Genomic DNA, 18,018 nt, shown 5'->3' with positions numbered 1-18,018 from the left:
CCGTGCGATGAAGCGCCGGAGCAGATCACCCGATGCACCGTACGGGTACGAATCTCGGGCTCCAGGCGCTCACGCCCTTCATGGCGGGGGAGCCGTATCCCGCAAGCCCGTGCCCCGCCGACCAAGAACACTTCGTCCCGCATCGCTTTTTTTCGAACGCCTCGCTATACAACGAACACGTAGCCCTCGCACACACGATGGCTCGATGGCCCCACCCGCCGGAAACCGATGGGTCCGGCGCGCGCAACCTGGATGATCGCGCGCCGCAGACCATGGCCGTCGTCGGTGGTTGAGCATCCAGCCCGCAATCGGCCATCGATCCGCCATCCCGGCGCGGTAGCCCCTTTCTCGAAGGTGAGCAGCATGAAGATCGGCACACGAGTACGTTCATTGGGCGTCGCAGGTTTGCTTGCCGTGGCGATCACCGCCGCAACGGCATGGCTGTTCATCGAAAGAGCCAGGGTGCCGGTGGCCAACCTCACCGATAACGTCATCCCCACGCTGGAGCTGGTGACCCAACTGAATGTCGAATTCGCCAATACGCGGCGAGAACTGCTGGTCCACGTGCTCAGCCAGGATGCCGCCGCGATGCAGCGGGTCGAGCAAAGCTTCAATCAATCCGAAAAGGTGCTGCACGAGCACTTGGCGCTTTACAACAAGAGCCTTTCCGACGATACGGACCAGCGCAACTCGGATAACTTCCGCCGGGAGCTGGACCAGTATTTCGTGCTCGCACACCAGGTGATCCAGGCCTCCAGCGGCCAGCAGAAGGAGGCGGCGATGCAGCAGGCGCTGGGACCGGGGGCCGCACAGGCCAACAAGGTGTTCGAGAGCCTGGACGCCATGGGCGATTACTACACCGTGCTGACCAATCGCTCGCAGCAGACCATCAACAGCAGTTTCAGCACCCTGCTCGCCACGCTGGCGGGGGTGTTCCTGGTGGCGGCCATCGGGCTGCTGCTCACCAGTGAGTTGATCACGCGTTCGGTGGTCGGGCCGCTGCTGCGACTGCGCGATTTCGTCACGCATGTGGCGCACCAGTACGAATTCACGCGGCGCCTGGGCGTGGCCGCGCACGACGAGGTCGGCGAAACCAGCCGCGCTTTCGACCAGTTGCTCGATACCATGCAGAGCAGCCTGCGCGATCTGTCCAGCATCGGTGGCAAGGTGGGCGCGAATGCCGGCGAGGTGGCGACGGCCTCCACGGAGCTGTCGACGGCGTCGCAGCGGGTGAGCGAATCGACCACCAGCATGGCCGCCGCCATCGAAGAGGTCACGGTCAGCATCAACCATGTGGCCGATCGCGCCGAGAACACCGACGAGATCGCCCGCTCCGCCGGCCGCTCCGCCAGCGACGGCGGCGCGGTGATCGGCGAAACCATCGAACGCATCAACCAGATCGCGGGCCGGGTGCAGGATTCGTCCACCTATATCAGCTCGCTGGTGGAACGCACCGCCAACATCGGCAGCGTGGTCAATACCATCAAGGAAATCGCCGACCAGACCAACCTGCTGGCGCTGAACGCCGCCATCGAGGCCGCACGCGCCGGCGAGATGGGCCGTGGCTTTGCCGTGGTGGCCGATGAGGTACGCAAGCTGGCCGAACGCACCGCCTCGTCCACCGCCGAAATCACCAGTACGGTAAGCGCGATCCAGCACGAAGCCAACCAGACTGTCGATGCCATGCAGCGCGCGGTGCGGGAAGTGGAGGAAGGCGTGGGTCATGCCGGCCAGGCCAATAGCGCCATCCAGCAGATTCGCCAGAACACCGAGTCGGTGGTCGATGAAGTCGGGCAGATTTCATCCGCGATGCGCGAACAGAGCACCGCCAGCACGGCGATGGCGCAGGAGATCGAAAAAGTGGCCCAGATGTCCGAACAGACCAGTGCCGCCGCGCTGCGCACTTCCGAGGCCAGCAACGACCTTCACAACCTGGCGCGCGAGATGCAGCAGGTGATCGACCGCTATCGCGTCTAGAACGAACGCGGGATCGACGATAAACGGGAAGCGCGCCGCCGCTGTCGGTGCGATCCCGTGTTCCCCGGCGCGCGCGAAGATGACACCCGGCCACTCGCGCCCCTGCCACACCATCCGTCGCCTTCCCGGGTATCCCGGTTCGCCGGGTCCGCGCCAGCGGTTTGCTTCGCAGCGGCGTCAGGTGCCAACCCACTTGGCGCACAGCCCCCAGCGCCCCACATTGGTGCAATCCACATACCGCCCCTCCAATTGGGGGGACGGCCATCTTGCACATGCCCATCCATTATTGATCGCCATACTTTGGCTATCGCCCGCACCGCCGCGGCCGGCAGCGTGCCACGCGCCCTCCCCCACCTGCGCACGCCACCGCTGCCACGCCCGTCCGTTCGGTGCCGCCGGATTGCCGAACCCGATGATTCCTATCGAACCCCCAAACCCGGCGCGCTAAAAACAGTAAATGGAAAGAAATTGGGCAAATGAATCGAAAATGATTGCGAGGTATGAGATGAAAATCGGAATGCGAGTGCGCCTGCTGGGCGCCACCGGCCTGCTGGTTGTCCTGCTGACGTCGTTGCTGACCTGGGTATATGTGGAACGCGCCAACGAACCCGTGCAGACCCTGTCGGACCACATCGTCCCCACCCTGGGCAAGCTGAGCGAACTGGACATGAACTTCGCCGATTCCCGTCGCGAGCTGCTGCTGCACATCCTGGAACCGGACGACGCGGGCATGAAGCAGATCCAGCAAAACTTCGAAAAAGCGCGTACCCAGCTCTACCAGCTGCTGGATGCCTACGGCAAGGTGGTGCGCGATGACACCGACCGCGCCAACTATGAAGCGGCCCGCCAGGAGCTGGACACCTATTTCAACCTGGCGCACAAGGTGATCGCCGCGTCGGCCGCTCACCAGAAGGAAGAGGCGATCCGCGAAGTGCGCACGATCACGGCGCCGCAAGCCAACAAGGTGTTCGAGCGCCGCACCGCCATCGTGCAGTACTACGGCAAGCTCACCCAGCAATCCGGTGACACGATCGATGAGCAATTCGGCACGCTGCTCACCATCCAGACCATTGCCTGTGTATCGGCGATGCTGCTGTTGCTGCTGATCGGCGAGCTGATCACCCGTTCGGTGGTGAAGCCGTTGGGCCAACTGCGCGATTTCGTGGTCAACGTGGCCGGCGACTACCAGTTCACCCAGCGCCTGAACGATTCCGGCCACGACGAAGTGGCGGAAACCAGCCGCGCCTTCGATTCGCTGCTCGATACCATGCAGAGCAGCCTGCGCGATCTGTCCAGCATCGGCCAGAAGGTGGGCGCCCATGCCGGGGAAGTGGCCAATGCCTCCACCGAGCTGTCCTCCGCCTCGCACCTGGTGAGCGAATCGACCACCAGCATGGCCGCCGGCGTGCAGCAGGTGACCGTCAGCGTCAACCATGTGGCCGACCGCGCCCAGAGTACCGACGAAATCGCGCGTACCGCCGGCCAGTTCGCGGCCAATGGCGGCACGGTGATCGGCGAGACCATCGAGCGCATCAATCATATCGCCGGCCGGGTGCAGGATTCGTCCAGCTATATCCGGTCGCTGGCCGATCGCACCGCCACCATCGGCAGCGTGGTCAACACCATCCGGGAAATCGCCGACCAGACCAACCTGCTGGCATTGAACGCCGCCATCGAGGCCGCGCGAGCCGGCGAAGCCGGGCGCGGCTTTGCCGTGGTGGCGGACGAGGTGCGCAAGCTGGCGGAACGTACCGCGTCATCCACCGCCGAAATCACCCAGACGGTTGATGCGATCCAGCATGAGGCCGACCAGACCGTCGATGCCATGCAACTGGCCGTGACCGAGGTAGAGCAAGGTGTGAACCACGCCAGCCAGGCCAGCGAGGCAATCCAGCATATCCGCGACAGCACCGCGTCGGTGGTCGACGAGGTGGGGCAGATTTCGTCCGCGATGCGCGAGCAGAGCACCGCCAGCAACATGATGGCGCAGGAGATCGAGAAGGTGGCGCAGATGTCCGAGCAGACCAGCGCCGCCGCGCTACGCACCTCCGAGGCCAGCAACGACCTGCACGGCCTGGCGCGCAAGATGCAGCAGGTGATCGACCGCTATCAGGTGTAGGCGACATCGCTACCCCGGGGCCGGATCGACCTGCACCCGCGGGGGGAAGGCCGGCTCTGCCCCAGGCCGGGGTACGACATCGGTGGTGCCCTGGCTGCCGGCCCCCGCAAGCGCCCCTCGCCGTTGTCGGCATGCGACGAGTTCCCGGGATGGGTCTGGTTTTCGCAGGATGGGAGCCCTTGTACTTTTGGATGGCCCTTCTACCGAATTTTCGAAAACCCCATCTTCATCTTTCAGAAAATTCCGTAAGTAATCTTCAAAAAGGAAGGGCTACCCCAGAGAAAAAGTGCTCTATCGAGCACACACTCAACTGAAACGCTGTCAAATCCTAACTAAAAACTTACCAAACATAAAATAAACATCGACAAAAATCGGAAGGAATTGATGTGTATCAAATTAAATTGGATTAAGTGCCGAAATTTTTATCGGATTAATCCGAATTAAGGCAAATCGCCCTCACCCAATAGGCAATTTCAGGGCGACCCCACCCGAACGGGTGGTATTACATATTACCTTCTTCTAATGTTTGACCGCCTCATGCGTCTTCCATATGCTCCGAATTGAGTCAATTCGCTTATTGGAAGCCGCTCATAGGAATATTCTGGTGTAGCCGGAATAAATCGAAAACAACGCTTGCCGGGATTAACGGTACTCGCCCTGTTTAACCTTGCCGATGCAACGGTCCTCGTTCATCCAGCGGTTGCAGGCAATGCCACACCCCGGTTGAAAGCCAGGTTTCGGTAGATGCGACGAATGATCCAACTGCGTGTTGACACGAATACCCGCTCCTGTAGTGCCCCTTCTAAAAAGACGCGAAACGAACCGGTATTAATCCTTTCCGGCGTTTCGTGCCCATTTTGGCATGTAATCCGCGTCAATTGCGGAACGAACGGACGTGGTTTTTCATTCAGTGCTTTTTATATTTGAGGCAAACAAAATGAAAATAGGAATGCGGGTGCGCCTGCTTGGCGTAGCGGGATTGTTGGTGGTGATGCTGACAACGACCATTGCCTGGTTTTACATCGAAAGGGCCAAGACGCCCGTTCAGGATCTGACCGCCAATATCGTTCCCACGCTGGCCATCCTGAGTAATCTCAATACCACGTTCGCCGCCACCCGCCGCGACCTGCTGCTGCACATCCTGGAAAAGGACGATGCCGGCATGAAGACCCTCAAGGATGGGTTCGAAGCCAGCCGCAACCAGTTGTTCCAGGGCATGGATCAGTACGACAAGCTGCTCTACGACGAGCAGGACGGCAAGTATGCGCAGGCCGCGCGTAAGGAGATGACCGCCTACTACGCAATTGCGGACGAAGTGCTCAAGGCCTCCGCCGAGCATCGCAAGGACGAGGCGGCCGATATGGTCAAGCGCCTGACGGCCCCGCAGGCCACCAAGGTGTTCGATCAGTTGACCGTGATGTCCAACTATTACGCCCAGCTCACCGCGCGCTGCAACACCGCCATCAATAGCGGTTTCAACACGCTGCTGTCGGTGCTGCTGGGGGTGTGCGTCGCCGCCGCGCTGTTGCTGCTGCTGACCAGCGAGTTCATCACCCGTTCGGTGGTGACGCCATTGTTCCGTCTGCGCGATTTCGTGGCCAACGTGGCGCGCAACTATGAATTCACCCAGCGCCTGGGCGACGTGGGTCACGATGAGGTGGCGGAAACCAGCCGCGCCTTCGACCAGCTGCTCGACACCATGCAGAGCAGCCTGCGCGATCTGTCCAGCATCGGCCAGAAGGTGGGCGCCCATGCCGGCGAAGTGGCCAATGCCTCCACCGAGCTGTCCTCCGCCTCGCACATGGTGAGCGAATCGACCACCAGCATGGCGGCCGGCGTGGAACAGGTGACCGTCAGCGTCAACCACGTGGCCGATCGCGCCGAAAGCACCGATGAGATCGCCCGCTCCGCCGGCCAGTTCGCCACCAATGGCGGCACGGTGATCGGCGAGACCATCGAACGCATCAACCACATTGCCGGCCGGGTGCAGGATTCGTCGTCCTATATCAGTTCGCTGGTGGACCGTACCGCCAACATCAGCAGCGTGGTCAACACCATCAAGGAAATCGCCGACCAGACCAACCTGCTGGCATTGAACGCCGCCATCGAGGCCGCGCGTGCCGGTGAGATGGGCCGTGGCTTTGCCGTGGTGGCCGATGAGGTACGCAAGCTGGCCGAGCGCACCGCGTCGTCCACCGCCGAGATCACCGATACCGTCGGCGCCATCCAGCACGAAGCCAACCAGACAGTGGATGCGATGCGCCGTGCGGTGCAGGAAGTGGAGGAAGGCGTGGAGCACGCGGGTCAGGCCAGCCAGGCGATCCAGCAGATCCGCCAGAGCACCGAGTCCGTGGTGGCCGAGGTGGGCCAGATTTCGTCCGCGATGCGCGAGCAGAGCAGCGCCAGCAACATGATGGCGCAGGAAATCGAGAAGGTGGCGCAGATGTCCGAGCAGACCAGCGCCGCCGCGCTGCGCACCTCCGAGGCCAGCAACGACCTTCACAGCCTGGCGCGCGAAATGCAGCAGGTCATCGACCGCTACAAGGTGTAATCGATGCCCCCTGGCCGGCTCCTCCATCGCTTTCTCCGTCAGCGCGGCGCCGTTCTTGCTCAGGCACTGACGCTGCCCGTGCAATGGACCAGGCGTCGGCCACGGTGGCTCTGGGCGGATATCCGCGAGCGCCTGGGGCTGGCGCATTGGGGCCGCCCCACGCCACTGGTGCTGTTCAGTGGCATCGCCGCCCTCATCGCCTGTGGCGCGGTGGCGTCGGTGCTGTATCGCGATGCCCAGCGTGCGGTGCGCGATGAGGCGCAGTCGCTGTTGAACGCGGTCAACGGGCTGACCAGCCACAGCATGGAAACGTGGTTTGCGGACCGGCAGGCCGATCTGGACGTGGTGGCCGGCGACGACTATTTCGTGCAGGCGCTGCGTAACTGGCTGCAACAGGGCCGTCCCAACGATATCCAGCGCAGCCAGTTGCGCAACTACCTGGAGCGCATCAAGGCGTTCTATGGCTACCAGGACATCCTGGTGCTTTCGGCCGCCACGGACCAGGTACTGCTTTCCGTCTCGGGCAGGGATAGCCCGCGCTCGCCGTACGGCGACATGGAAGTCATCGATCTTTCCCATACCGATAACCTGCCCGAGCTGGGCAACGGCACGTCGGTCGCCGCCCCGCCGGTGCTGATGTCGCATAAATCCGGTGCCGAGCCGGTACGCTGGCTGATCCGGCGCCTGTTGCCGGGGACCGAATACTCGGGCGGCTCCGATCTCGAACTGCGCTTCGAGCTGGACCCCACCCGTTCCGCGTTCCCGTTGATGCACCACGATACGCTGCCCACCTGGAAAGGCAGCACCTGGCTGATCCGGCGCATCGGCACGCAATACGAGTGCGTCAATCCCAGCGGCCAACGCATCCGGCTGACCCATACCTCGCCGGATGTCGAACGCTGGCTGGCCGCCCTGACCCACGATGAATCGCGCAGCAACCGCCTGATCGAAGGCACCAGTCTGAACGGCGAGCAGGTGCTGAGCTACAGCCGGCGCTTCAGCAGTACCGACTGGTTCATCACCACCTCGTTGCCCACCTCGGAGGTCTACGCCGATCTGCACACCCAGGTGCGCAATGGCGTGATCGGCGCGGTCGGGGTGCTGCTCCTGCTCGCCGCCTGGGGTGCCAACTGGTGGCGCGGGCAGCGCTACCGGGCGTTGCAGCGCGAGAACACGCTGCGCAGCAACTTCGAGCAGATCTTCCAGAACTCGCGGGAAATGATGCTGCTGGCCGATATCCATGGCCGGGTGATCGACGTCAACCACGCGATCTGCCATGGCTATGGCCGCCCGCGGGAGGACATGCTGGGGCTACGCTTCCGCCAATTGTGTTCCGGCCAGAGCGTACACAGCGCGCGCGGCGCGGTGCAGTGCCCACGGCGGGCCGAATGCCAGCAACAGAACGACACCCCGGATTTCGTGCACTGGCTGGCAGCCTCGCCTTGTGCCGAAGCGCTGCACCAGCGCCAGGACGGCAGCAGCTTCATCGCGGAAACCAATTTTTCCGAAGTACGGTTGCAAAACCAACCGTTGGTCCACGTACTGATCCGCGACATCACCGCCCGCCGCTCGGCCGAGGATCAACTGCGTGTTGCCGCCAATATCTATCGCGAAACCGACCAGGCCATCGTCGCCTGCGATTTCGCCGGTATCGCCACCCAGGCCAACGCCGCCTACTACGCGCTGACCGGCCACAGGCCGGAACAGGTGCTGGGCCATGCCCTGGGCCCCCTGCTGGCCTACGAGAACCTGAACGTCGTCGATTACGACACGATCCTGGCGCATTGCGCCGAGCACCGCCGCTGGCAGGGCGAACGTTACGTGCGGCATGCCGACGGCAGCATCCGCGCGACGTGGCATACGGTATCCACCGTGGTGGACACCGACCAGAACATCGCCGCCTATATCCACATCCTGAGCGATATCAGCAGCCTGAAGGAAACCCATACCAGGCTGGACTACCTGACCCGCTACGACCCGCTCACATCGCTGCCCAACCGCGCCAGCCTGAACGACGCACTGCGCAAGGCCCTGCGCTCGGATCAATCACAGGCACTGAATGTGGCGCTGATCGGCCTGGATCGCTTCAACCTGATCAATCAGTCGATGGGCCTCGCCAGCGGCGACAGCCTGCTCAACGCGGTGGGCAGCCGCCTGAAGGAAAGCCTGCAAGACCCGAGCACGCAGTTGTTCCGCTTCGGCGGCGACGAATTCGTCCTGATCGCGCCCTGCGACGGCCATTGCAACCAGGAGGCAAAGATCAGGGCACTGCTGGACAGTATCTGCAAGCCGCTGGCGGTCGATGGACGACCGCTACGCGTCACCGCCAGCATGGGCATCGTGACCTACCCCGAGCATGGCGACACCGCCGATATCCTGCTCCAGCGCGCCCACAATGCGATGCGGGTGGCCAAGGAACAAGGTGGTAACACCTACCGCCTGTACGAAGCCGGCATGGACCAGGCAGCACAGGACATCCTGGCACTCGGCCAGGCGCTCGAAGGCGCGCTCGAACGCGGCGAACTCAGCCTGTTCCTGCAACCGCAGGTCCTGATGCAGGAACAGCCGCGCCTGATCGGCTGCGAAGCGCTATTGCGCTGGCAGCATCCGCAACTGGGCTTTGTCCCGCCCGACCGCTTCATTCCCATCGCCGAGAAGAACGGCCTCATCGGCCGCATCACGCATTGGGTGCTGGAAGAAGCCTGTCGGATCTGGGCCGGCTGGCGCGACCAGGGGCAGTCGCCCGTGCCGATCGCCATCAATATTTCCGCCGCGCAGTTCCAGGAGCCGCAATGGCTGGACGCCGTGGCCGCCACCATGCATCGCTATCGCATCCCGGCCGGTCAACTGGAAATGGAAATGACCGAAAGCTCGATCATCCAGCAACCGGAATCGGTCATCGCGCTGATGCACAGCCTGAAAGCGCTGGGTATCAAGCTGGCCATCGATGACTTCGGCACCGGCTATTCCAGCCTGAGCTACCTGTACCGCTACCCGGTGCACAAGCTGAAGATCGACCGCTCTTTCGTCAATCGCATCGATACGGAGGACGGCCGCGCCATCGTCGGCGCCATCGTCGCCATGGCCACCAGCCTGCGCATGCGCGTGATCGCCGAGGGCGTGGAAGAGCAGGTCCAGAGTGATTTCCTCGCCAGCCACGGCTGCATCGAGGCCCAAGGCTATTTCTACGGCCGGCCCATGCCGGTTGACCAATTCAAGCAACTGCTGCGCCCCCTCGGCACCCCGATCCTCGCCAAGGCGCAGCCCCTTCCAGGAGTATCAACATGAGCCGTCCCCGCCGATATACCGACGAACAAATCCGGGTCATGCTGCAACGCATCGAGGATGCCGTGGCGCTGGGCGAAACCGTTTCGCGCGCGGCGCGCATGATCGGCATCTCCGATGGCCTTTACTACAAATGGCGTCAGCGGCTGCTGCTGAGCGCGGCATCGTTGCCCGAAGCCGTGCTGCTGAGCCACCGGGAACGCCCCGCCGAATCGCAGGTGCAGCAGGCCAGGCGCTGAGCCCAGGGGTCACGCGGCGCATCCATGAAACTTTCCAGTTTTTCCAACTGTTTTCTGTACGCCATGGGGCTGCTGGTCTGCCTGCCCCAGGCCTACATCCTCAGGACACAGTGGCAGGACTGGCGCGCCTGCACCACCGCCGGGCAAGCCCTGGATCGCTACGAGGTCGCCACCGCTTTGACGGACCAGGTGATGGCCGAGTACGAACCCACCGGGATGGTGCTGGTCCACGACACCCCCGCCCATCGCAACGCACTCTCCCGGGCACGGCAAACCACCGATAGTGCCTTGCGACGATTGACCATCCTGCTCGACCCGGTGCAGGACGCGAGTGGCAGCGACAGGTTGTCGCTGGCCACGACGCGCCGCGCGCTGGACGAGGCGAGAACCGACATCGATTCGCTGGCGATGGGCAAGGAACACTGCGAAGACGGCGATACGCAAGGCCCGTTGCAGTACTTCACCGCCGTGATCGACACGCTGCAACCGCCGATGATCGACCAGGCGGCGCAGATCACCCAGGTCACTCCCGGCGTCTATGAACTGCTCACCGGCGCCAACCAGCTTTCGCTGATCAGCCATTACGCCCGCCAGCTACGCATGCAGTTGATCCCCGCGCTCACCACGGGCTGTCCGATCACGCATGCGGAGACCGATGCACTGCTGCGGCTGCGCGGACAGATCGAGGAACATCACAAGGCGCTGGTACAGCGCCTGCGACCGTATCGCGACCAGCCCGCGCTGGAACAGGCCTACCTGAGCGCCGAAACGCGTTATTTCAACGAAGCGCTCAGCGAAGTCGATGATCTGCTCATCTCGCATCGCGACACCATCGTCGACAAGGAACGGTTCCAGCGCGTCTACAACCAGGGATTGGGCCCGCTGGGCAACATGCGCAGCGTCATGCTCCAACTGGCCCGGCAGCAGATCCAGCGGCAATCGCACCAGGCGCTGATCATGTTCTACACCGCCGTCGCCGCCAGCATGGCGACGCTGGGGCTGCTGCTATTGGTGGGCTTTTTCTTCCGCCACCGGGTGCTCAATGCCCTGGCGGACACCAACGAAACCCTCAAGGCCTTTGCGCGCGGGCATTTCAACGTGCCGTTGCCCGACCGCCACCATCACGACGAGATCGGCGAAACCCTGCACGCGCTGGCGGTGCTGCGCGCCAACAACCTGGAACGGCTCAGCCTGCAGGAGGATCGCGAGCGCCTGATCTCCCAACTGCGCCAGCAGGCGGAAACCGATTTCCTCACCGGCCTGGCCAACCGCCAGGCGACCCAGCGCGTGGGACGCCAGATGCTGGCCGCCGCGCGCCGGGGCACTGGCGACCTGAGCCTGATCCTGTTCGACATCGACAATTTCAAGCAGATCAACGACCAGTACGGCCACGCCGTCGGCGATCAGGTGCTGGCGCTGGTGGCGGCGCTCTGCAAGGAACAGGTGCGCCAGAGCGATCTGATCGGCCGCCACGGCGGCGAGGAGTTCCTGATCCTGAGCCAGCCGTGCAGCCTGGCCGACGCAACAGCCCAGGCCGAGCGCCTGCGCGCGGCGCTGGAAGCATGCCCGCTGCGATTGCCGGACAGTGCCGGCATCCCTTTCACCGCCAGTTTCGGCGTGGCAACCCTGAATGCCACCCAGAATCTGGATCAATTGATCCACGACGCCGACTCGGCGATGTACGAGGCCAAAAAGGGTGGCCGCAACCGCGTTTGCGCCTATCGGCACGGCGCTGGACAGGCCGAACTGCACAATTGCTGACGTCCACGTCACACCTGAGCCCTCCGATCGTCGTATCCACTGGCCGGAACGCCCGCTTCGAACAATCATGTACGCACACCCGTCCGCGCGGCGGGGTTCCCGATCGACCAGACAGGACATCGCCCCCGCTTCATGATGCGAGACGCCCCGCCCTCCTCCGCCGTCGGCCAGAACGAGGCAGCGCACTTTCCACTTTCCCTCCGGCATCTGCTCCATCCTTTCGCCGTGCCTGGCGGTACCCTCCTGCTGGGTGCCTGGCTGCTCACGCTGGTGGCGTGCATCGCGCTGGGCCTGATCTCCATCCAGGCCGACTGGTCCGGCCTTCCGCTGCGCTTCGGCGGTAGCGAAGCCTTCGTTTCGATCTACCCACCGCTCACACTGTGCGTGATCTGGACCTGTTGCTTCGGTTACTGGTGGGGTGCGATCCCCGCCTATTTCGCTACCCTGAGCCTGTCACTGGCCGCCGGCATGTCGCCCGACTGGGCCGCGCTGTTCGCGTTGTCCAACCCGCTGGGGCTGGCGGTGTTCGCCGTGTGCTACCGCGCGTTGCCGGTGCGGGTGGACCTGCGTTCGCTCGATGCCTGGCTGTTCTTCGTGCTGCTGGCCTTCTTCGGCGCGGTGTTCAGTGCCAGCGGCGCCTTCATCTGGACCCACGCCAATACCGCCACCACGTTGCAGACCTTCGCCATCTGGCAGGGCTGGTGGTTGGGCAATTTTCTTCAGAACGTGCTGATCACCGCGCCGCTGCTGATTGCCGTCGCCCCCGCGCTGGTGCGCTGGCGGGTGCGCTATCACCCCGCCAGCGTCAAGCCGGCCACGACCGGCAGCAACCGCTGGATGCTGCCGGCCGCCTGCATCCTGGTGATCGCGGTGTTCCTGTTCCTGTCACTGTCGTTCGCGCTGAGCCGCCGCGCCGCCGCCGGCCTGGCCACCGGGCCCGATCCCAACGGGCTGCGGCAGGCGATGGCACTGGTGCAGGATTCCGCCTCGGCGGTGTACTGGGTGCTGGGGATCATGTTCATCGCGATGGCCTTCATCGGCTATCGCTTCGTCAACTACTGGATGCATTCGCTGCGCGAGGCCGCGCATCGTGCGCAACAGGCGGACCGCGCCAAATCGGATTTCCTCGCGCGGATGAGCCATGAGATCCGCACACCGATGAATGCCATCCTCGGCATGAGCAACCTGGCGCTGCAAACCACGCTGACCCGCAAGCAACGCGACTACCTGGACAAGATCCGCTATTCCGCCGATACCCTGCTGGGCCTGATCAACGATGTGCTCGATCTCTCCAAGCTGGAGGCCGCCAAGCTCCAGCTGGAGCACGTGGTGTTCTCGCTCGACAAGGTGCTGGGCAACCTGGCCAGCCTGGTGCTCTACAAAACCAGCGACAAGCCGGTGGAACTGATCTTCGACGTGGCGCCGGATGTCCCCAAGCTGCTGTACGGCGATCCGCTGCGCCTGGGTCAGGTGCTGCTTAACCTGGTCAACAACGCGGTCAAGTTCACCGAGCAGGGCGAGGTGCTGGTGCTGATCAGCGTCGCCGAACAGACGCCCACGCAGGCGCGACTGCTGTTCGCGGTGGCCGATTCGGGCATCGGCGTGGCGCCCGAGCGCAAGGCAACGTTGTTCGATGCCTTCGCCCAGGCCGACGAATCGATCACCCGCCGCTACGGCGGTACGGGCCTGGGACTGGCGATCTGCCGGCAACTGGTGGAGGCGATGGGCGGCACCATCCGCCTGGAAAGCGTGCCCGGCAGCGGCAGCTGCTTCGACTTCATGCTGACCTTCGACGTGGTGCCGGTGGACAGCGCGCCGCCACGTCCCGATACCCTGCACGGCAAGCGCGTGCTGCTGGCCGACGACAATGCGATGGTGCGCGCCACTGTCGCCAGCCTGCTGGAAAGGCTGGGCGCGCTGGTCGACCAGGCGGCCAGTGGCAACGCGGCGGTGACGGCGGCGTATGACGCACTCGAGGAAAAGCGCCCCTACACGCTGGTCTTGTCCGACCATGCCCTGCCCGATCTGAAAGGCCAGGCCCTGCTGGAACGGCTGCGCGACCATCCCCCCCTGCAAAGCCTGCCGGTGCTGTTCATGACGGATGCCGCCGGCTGCGACGCCATCCAGCAATATCCCGCCCATCTCCAGCCCTGCGCGGTGCTGCTCAAGCCGGTGCTGGAACCGGTGCTGCTCGACAGCCTGGAAACCATCCTGACGGACCCCGACGCCGATCGCCCCAGCCGGCGCCCCTCAGACCTGCTGCCGCTGGCACAGCAGACCGAGCAGCAATTACGTGGCGCACGGGTGCTGCTGGTCGAGGACAACCCGATCAATCGCCAGATCGCCGAGGAACTGCTGGACGCCGTGGGCGTTGCCGTGGAAACCGCGGAAAACGGCCGGGAAGCCATCGCCAAAGTGCACGCCAGGCCCTACAACGCGGTACTGATGGATATCCAGATGCCCGAACTCGACGGCCTGGCCGCCACCCGCGAAATCCGGCACACCAGCCGCCTGGCCAGCCTGCCCATCATTGCCATGACCGCGCACGCGCTGAACGGCGATCGCGACCGCAGCCTGGAAGCGGGCATGAACGATCACATCACCAAGCCCTTCAAGGCCGACACCCTGTACACGGTGCTGGGCCGCTGGATCGAACGCGCGCCGACGCGCATCGCCGTTTCGGCGGACGCGGCCCCGTTACCGGTGCTGCCGGGCATCGACCTGGAAGCCGGACGCATCCAGGTAGGACTGGCCACCGACCGCTACCTGGCGGTCCTGCGCAACATGGCCGGCCACCATGCCGCAACACCCGCCCAACTGCGCGGCGCGCTGGACGAAGAGCGGCTGGACGATCTGGCCCGCACCGCGCATTCGCTCAAGGCCGTGGGACGGCACATCTGCGCGAACCGGCTGGCCGACGCCGCCGCCACGCTGGAAAACGTCGCCTACCGGGGCCGATGCGCACAGGAAGTCGAGACCCTGTGCGTGGCGCTGGATGAAGTCATCGCGTCGCTGAATCGCTATTTCCAGGAACGGGACACCGCCGGTTCCTAGGACGTGTCACCAGGCGCGCAGCGCGCTCGGCGGGTGCTGTCGTCGGCCAGGCAAGCAGGCGATTCGTTCATCGTCATGGCTCCAGAGCCGGCCCCAGGCCCCCGTGCTGAAGGCTGCTTCGCCCCAGGTTTTGCAGTACTCCGGGCCTCGCGCCCACGCTTCCAGCCCCCAAGAAGGAGAACCCGCATGCTCGTCCGCCTGTCGCGTCTGTCCATCCTTGCCCTGTTGTTGCTCGGCGCCTGCGCCACCCCGTATCGTCCATCCGCCACCGTCCCGCTGGGCGACACCGCGCGAGTGACAGCATTGTTCTCGTATCCCAACTGTCTGAACCAGTGCCCCACGCCTGCGCCGACGCTGACCGACACGGTGCGGCACTGGCTGGCGCTGAGTGTGGCGCGCGACGGCTACCCGAATGCCGAGGTCAGCGTGGTGGAGGAACAGGGGCAGATCGTCGCGCGGCTGAGCGGCGTGCCGGCCAACTACGGCCAGACCATCACGGATTTCCTCGCCGCCGGCCAGATCGGCTACACCGACGCACAACGGTTGCAGCAGGCCGGTCAATGGCACGCCGACTGGCATTTCTTCCTGCCGCTGGGCTTCGCGATGCGCAACAACCCCAGCGTGCAGCTTCTGCATTTCCCACCCGATACGGTGATGACGCAGACGCAGGACTATCTGCTGGCCGCCACGACCCGACGCTGGGCCAGCCTGCTGGTGAGCAACGGGGTGTCGTCCAGCGCAACCGACCCATACCAGACCATCGTCGATATCGCGCCCATTGCCGCGCCCGCCAGCGCCGGTGGCTCGCTCGAAGGGGTGTACGACGACTTCAGCGACTACACCGTATCGCTGCTCGGGCAGTGGACCGCCGGCGCCGACGGCGTGGCGCGCCCGCTGGTGGCGTTCGGCGGCCCGGCGCGGCAATGGCTGGCGCAGCAGTACCAGCTACCCGCGATCAAGGTGCTGGGGCTGACCCGGTTCTCGCCCGTTGCCGGCCGTACGGTGCAGGCCATCGGCGCCAACCACCCCAGTTACATCTGGTACGCCGCCGATCCCAAGCAATACGGCGGCGACCAGAAGCAGGCGGACGCCGCCGGTATCCGCGTGATGGGACAGGATCTGACCGCCGCCTGCTGGCAGGTCGCCATGGCGGCGCAGCCGCTGGGTGATCCGGACGCCGCGCTGAACAACTGCCAGCTACGCTGGCCGGCGACCGGCCCCCAGGTCTGCCAGCAGTTCTACATCACCATCCGCAACCTCGATCCCGACCAGGCCCGGAACAAGTGCCTGGCCGGTTGACGCCCCCGGCCCCGGCTGCGGTTTCCGTCCCGCCGGGGCCGGCCCACCTTGTGGCGCTACGCGTGGGTGCGCGCTGCTAAAATCGAGGTTTTCCGTAGATCGGCCCTTTCCATGCGCATCGCCCTCGCCCAGTTCAACCCCCTGGTCGGCGACCTCGCCGGCAATCTCGACCTGATCCTCGCCGCCGCCCGCGATGCGCGCGCGCGCGGCGCGGATATCCTGGTCACACCCGAGCTGGCACTGACCGGCTACCCGCCCGAGGATCTGTTGCTGCGGCCGGCCTTCCTCAAGGACTGCGCCACCGCGATCGGCCGCCTGATCGACGAGGTGGACGACATCACGCTGGTGGTCGGCCATCCCTACGCAGCGGGCGACGAGCGTTTCAATGCCGCCACGGTAATCCGGGACGGCAATGTGCTGGGCCGCTACGAAAAGATGCTGCTGCCCAACGACGCGGTGTTCGACGAGGTGCGCTATTTCACGCCGGGCGCCGCGCCGCTGGTGTTCGAGCAGGATGGCTGCCGCGTGGGCGTGCTGATCTGCGAGGACATCTGGGAAGTGGACCCGGCCGCCGCCGCGCACGACGATGGCGCCGAGCTGTTGCTGGTGCTCAATGCTTCGCCCTATCACAAGGCCAAGCAATCGACGCGGCACCAGGTACTGGCGCAGCGCGTGGAGGAAACCGGCGTGCCGGCGATCTACGTGAACATGGTGGGCGGCCAGGACGAACTGGTGTTCGATGGGCATTCGTTCGCCATGAACCGCGATTGCCGCGTGGTGGCCGAACTGCCCGCGTTCGAGCCGGCGCTCGAGCTGGTCGAGTTCTCCGGCGGCGACCTGCTGCCTGGCAAGCAGGCACCCGCGCCCGATGAGCTGGAAAGCATCTACCGCGCGCTGGTGCTGGGCGTGCGCGACTATATCGGCAAGAACGGCTTCCCCGGCGTGCTGCTGGGGCTGTCGGGCGGGATCGACAGCGGCCTGACGCTGGCCATCGCCTGCGATGCGCTTGGCGCCAACAAGGTGCACGCGGTGATGATGCCGTCGCGCTACACCGCCGACATCAGCGTGGACGATTCGCGCGAGATGATCGGGCTGCTGGGGTGCCAGTACTCGGAGATCGAAATCTGGCCGATCTACGAGGCCTTCATGGCCGGGCTGGCGCCCGCCTTCGCCGGCACCGCGCCCGATACCAGCGAGGAGAACCTGCAAAGCCGCATTCGGGGCACGCTGCTGATGGCGATGTCGAACAAGAGCGGGCGGCTGGTGCTCACCACCGGCAACAAGAGCGAGATGACCACCGGCTACGCCACACTCTACGGCGACATGGCGGGCGGCTACGCGGTGCTGAAGGACGTGGCCAAGACGCTGGTCTACCAGCTTTCCGAATGGCGCAACCGCAGCCATGCCTTTCCCGGTGGCGCGGTCATCCCGGAACGTATCATCACCCGCCCGCCCTCTGCCGAACTGCGGCCGGACCAGGTGGACCAGGACAGTCTGCCGCCGTACGAGATCCTCGACGCCATCCTCGCCGCCTACGTGGAGGAAAACGTTTCCCGGGCCGAGATCGTCGCGCGCGGCTATAGCGAGGCGGACGTGAACCGCGTGGTGTGGCTGCTGAAGGTGAACGAATACAAGCGGCGGCAGGCGCCGGTCGGGCCACGGGTGACGCACCGCGCATTCGGCCGCGACTGGCGCATGCCGATCACCAATCGCTGGGCTTCCTGATCTCCCTG

10 protein-coding genes are annotated in these 18,018 nt (G+C 64.6%); 9 read left to right on the top strand and 1 reads right to left on the bottom strand.

Translation table 11 applies throughout. The annotated features are described in order from the left end of the window. Positions 1 to 164: 164 nt before the first annotated feature. Positions 165 to 449, bottom strand: coding sequence for a hypothetical protein (locus tag FAZ21_RS20250; protein ID WP_169307292.1), 285 nt, complete (start codon positions 447 to 449; stop codon positions 165 to 167). Between FAZ21_RS20250 and FAZ21_RS07765 the strand changes: the two genes are divergently transcribed. The 9 genes from FAZ21_RS07765 (at position 415) to FAZ21_RS07725 (ending at position 18,010) form a co-directional block, all read left to right on the top strand. Beyond that, the gene (locus FAZ21_RS07765; protein ID WP_246038540.1) at positions 415 to 1,977 is read left to right on the top strand and encodes a methyl-accepting chemotaxis protein; all 1,563 of its coding nucleotides are present in this window, start codon (positions 415 to 417) and stop codon (positions 1,975 to 1,977) included. The two genes, FAZ21_RS20250 and FAZ21_RS07765, sit on opposite strands and share 35 nt — an antisense overlap. Before the next feature lie 505 nt (positions 1,978 to 2,482). Next, positions 2,483 to 4,096 carry a methyl-accepting chemotaxis protein gene (locus tag FAZ21_RS07760; protein WP_246038539.1) on the top strand — a complete coding sequence of 538 codons (1,614 nt, stop codon included), beginning with the start codon at positions 2,483 to 2,485 and terminating at the stop codon, positions 4,094 to 4,096. Positions 4,097 to 5,033: 937 nt separating this feature from the next. Next, positions 5,034 to 6,647, top strand: a complete 1,614-nt coding sequence (locus FAZ21_RS07755; protein ID WP_246038536.1) for a methyl-accepting chemotaxis protein — start codon at positions 5,034 to 5,036, stop codon at positions 6,645 to 6,647. A 78-nt stretch (positions 6,648 to 6,725) separates the two neighbouring features. Then, entirely contained in the window at positions 6,726 to 9,935 is a 3,210-nt protein-coding gene (locus FAZ21_RS07750; RefSeq protein ID WP_169307301.1) for a sensor domain-containing protein, read from the top strand. Next, complete coding sequence (locus FAZ21_RS07745) at positions 9,932 to 10,171, top strand: transposase (RefSeq protein ID WP_136772694.1); 240 nt, start codon at positions 9,932 to 9,934, stop codon at positions 10,169 to 10,171. Before FAZ21_RS07750 ends, FAZ21_RS07745 begins: the two co-directional genes overlap by 4 nt. A 24-nt stretch (positions 10,172 to 10,195) precedes the next feature. After that, on the top strand, positions 10,196 to 11,932 hold the full coding sequence (locus FAZ21_RS07740) for a GGDEF domain-containing protein (protein ID WP_136772693.1): 1,737 nt from the start codon (positions 10,196 to 10,198) through the stop codon (positions 11,930 to 11,932). Positions 11,933 to 12,064: 132 nt separating this feature from the next. Then, on the top strand, positions 12,065 to 14,986 hold the full coding sequence (locus FAZ21_RS07735; RefSeq protein WP_136772692.1) for a response regulator: 2,922 nt from the start codon (positions 12,065 to 12,067) through the stop codon (positions 14,984 to 14,986). 186 nt (positions 14,987 to 15,172) lie between these two features. Further along, positions 15,173 to 16,285, top strand: coding sequence for a hypothetical protein (locus FAZ21_RS07730; protein WP_136772691.1), 1,113 nt, complete (start codon positions 15,173 to 15,175; stop codon positions 16,283 to 16,285). 111 nt (positions 16,286 to 16,396) lie between these two features. Further along, positions 16,397 to 18,010 carry an NAD+ synthase gene (locus FAZ21_RS07725; RefSeq protein WP_136772690.1) on the top strand — a complete coding sequence of 538 codons (1,614 nt, stop codon included), beginning with the start codon at positions 16,397 to 16,399 and terminating at the stop codon, positions 18,008 to 18,010. Positions 18,011 to 18,018: the final 8 nt, after the last annotated feature.

The organism is Chitiniphilus eburneus (assembly GCF_005048205.1).
In the GTDB taxonomy this organism is placed as follows: domain Bacteria; phylum Pseudomonadota; class Gammaproteobacteria; order Burkholderiales; family Chitinibacteraceae; genus Chitiniphilus; species Chitiniphilus eburneus.
This window is presented reverse-complemented; position numbering and strand designations above follow the sequence as displayed.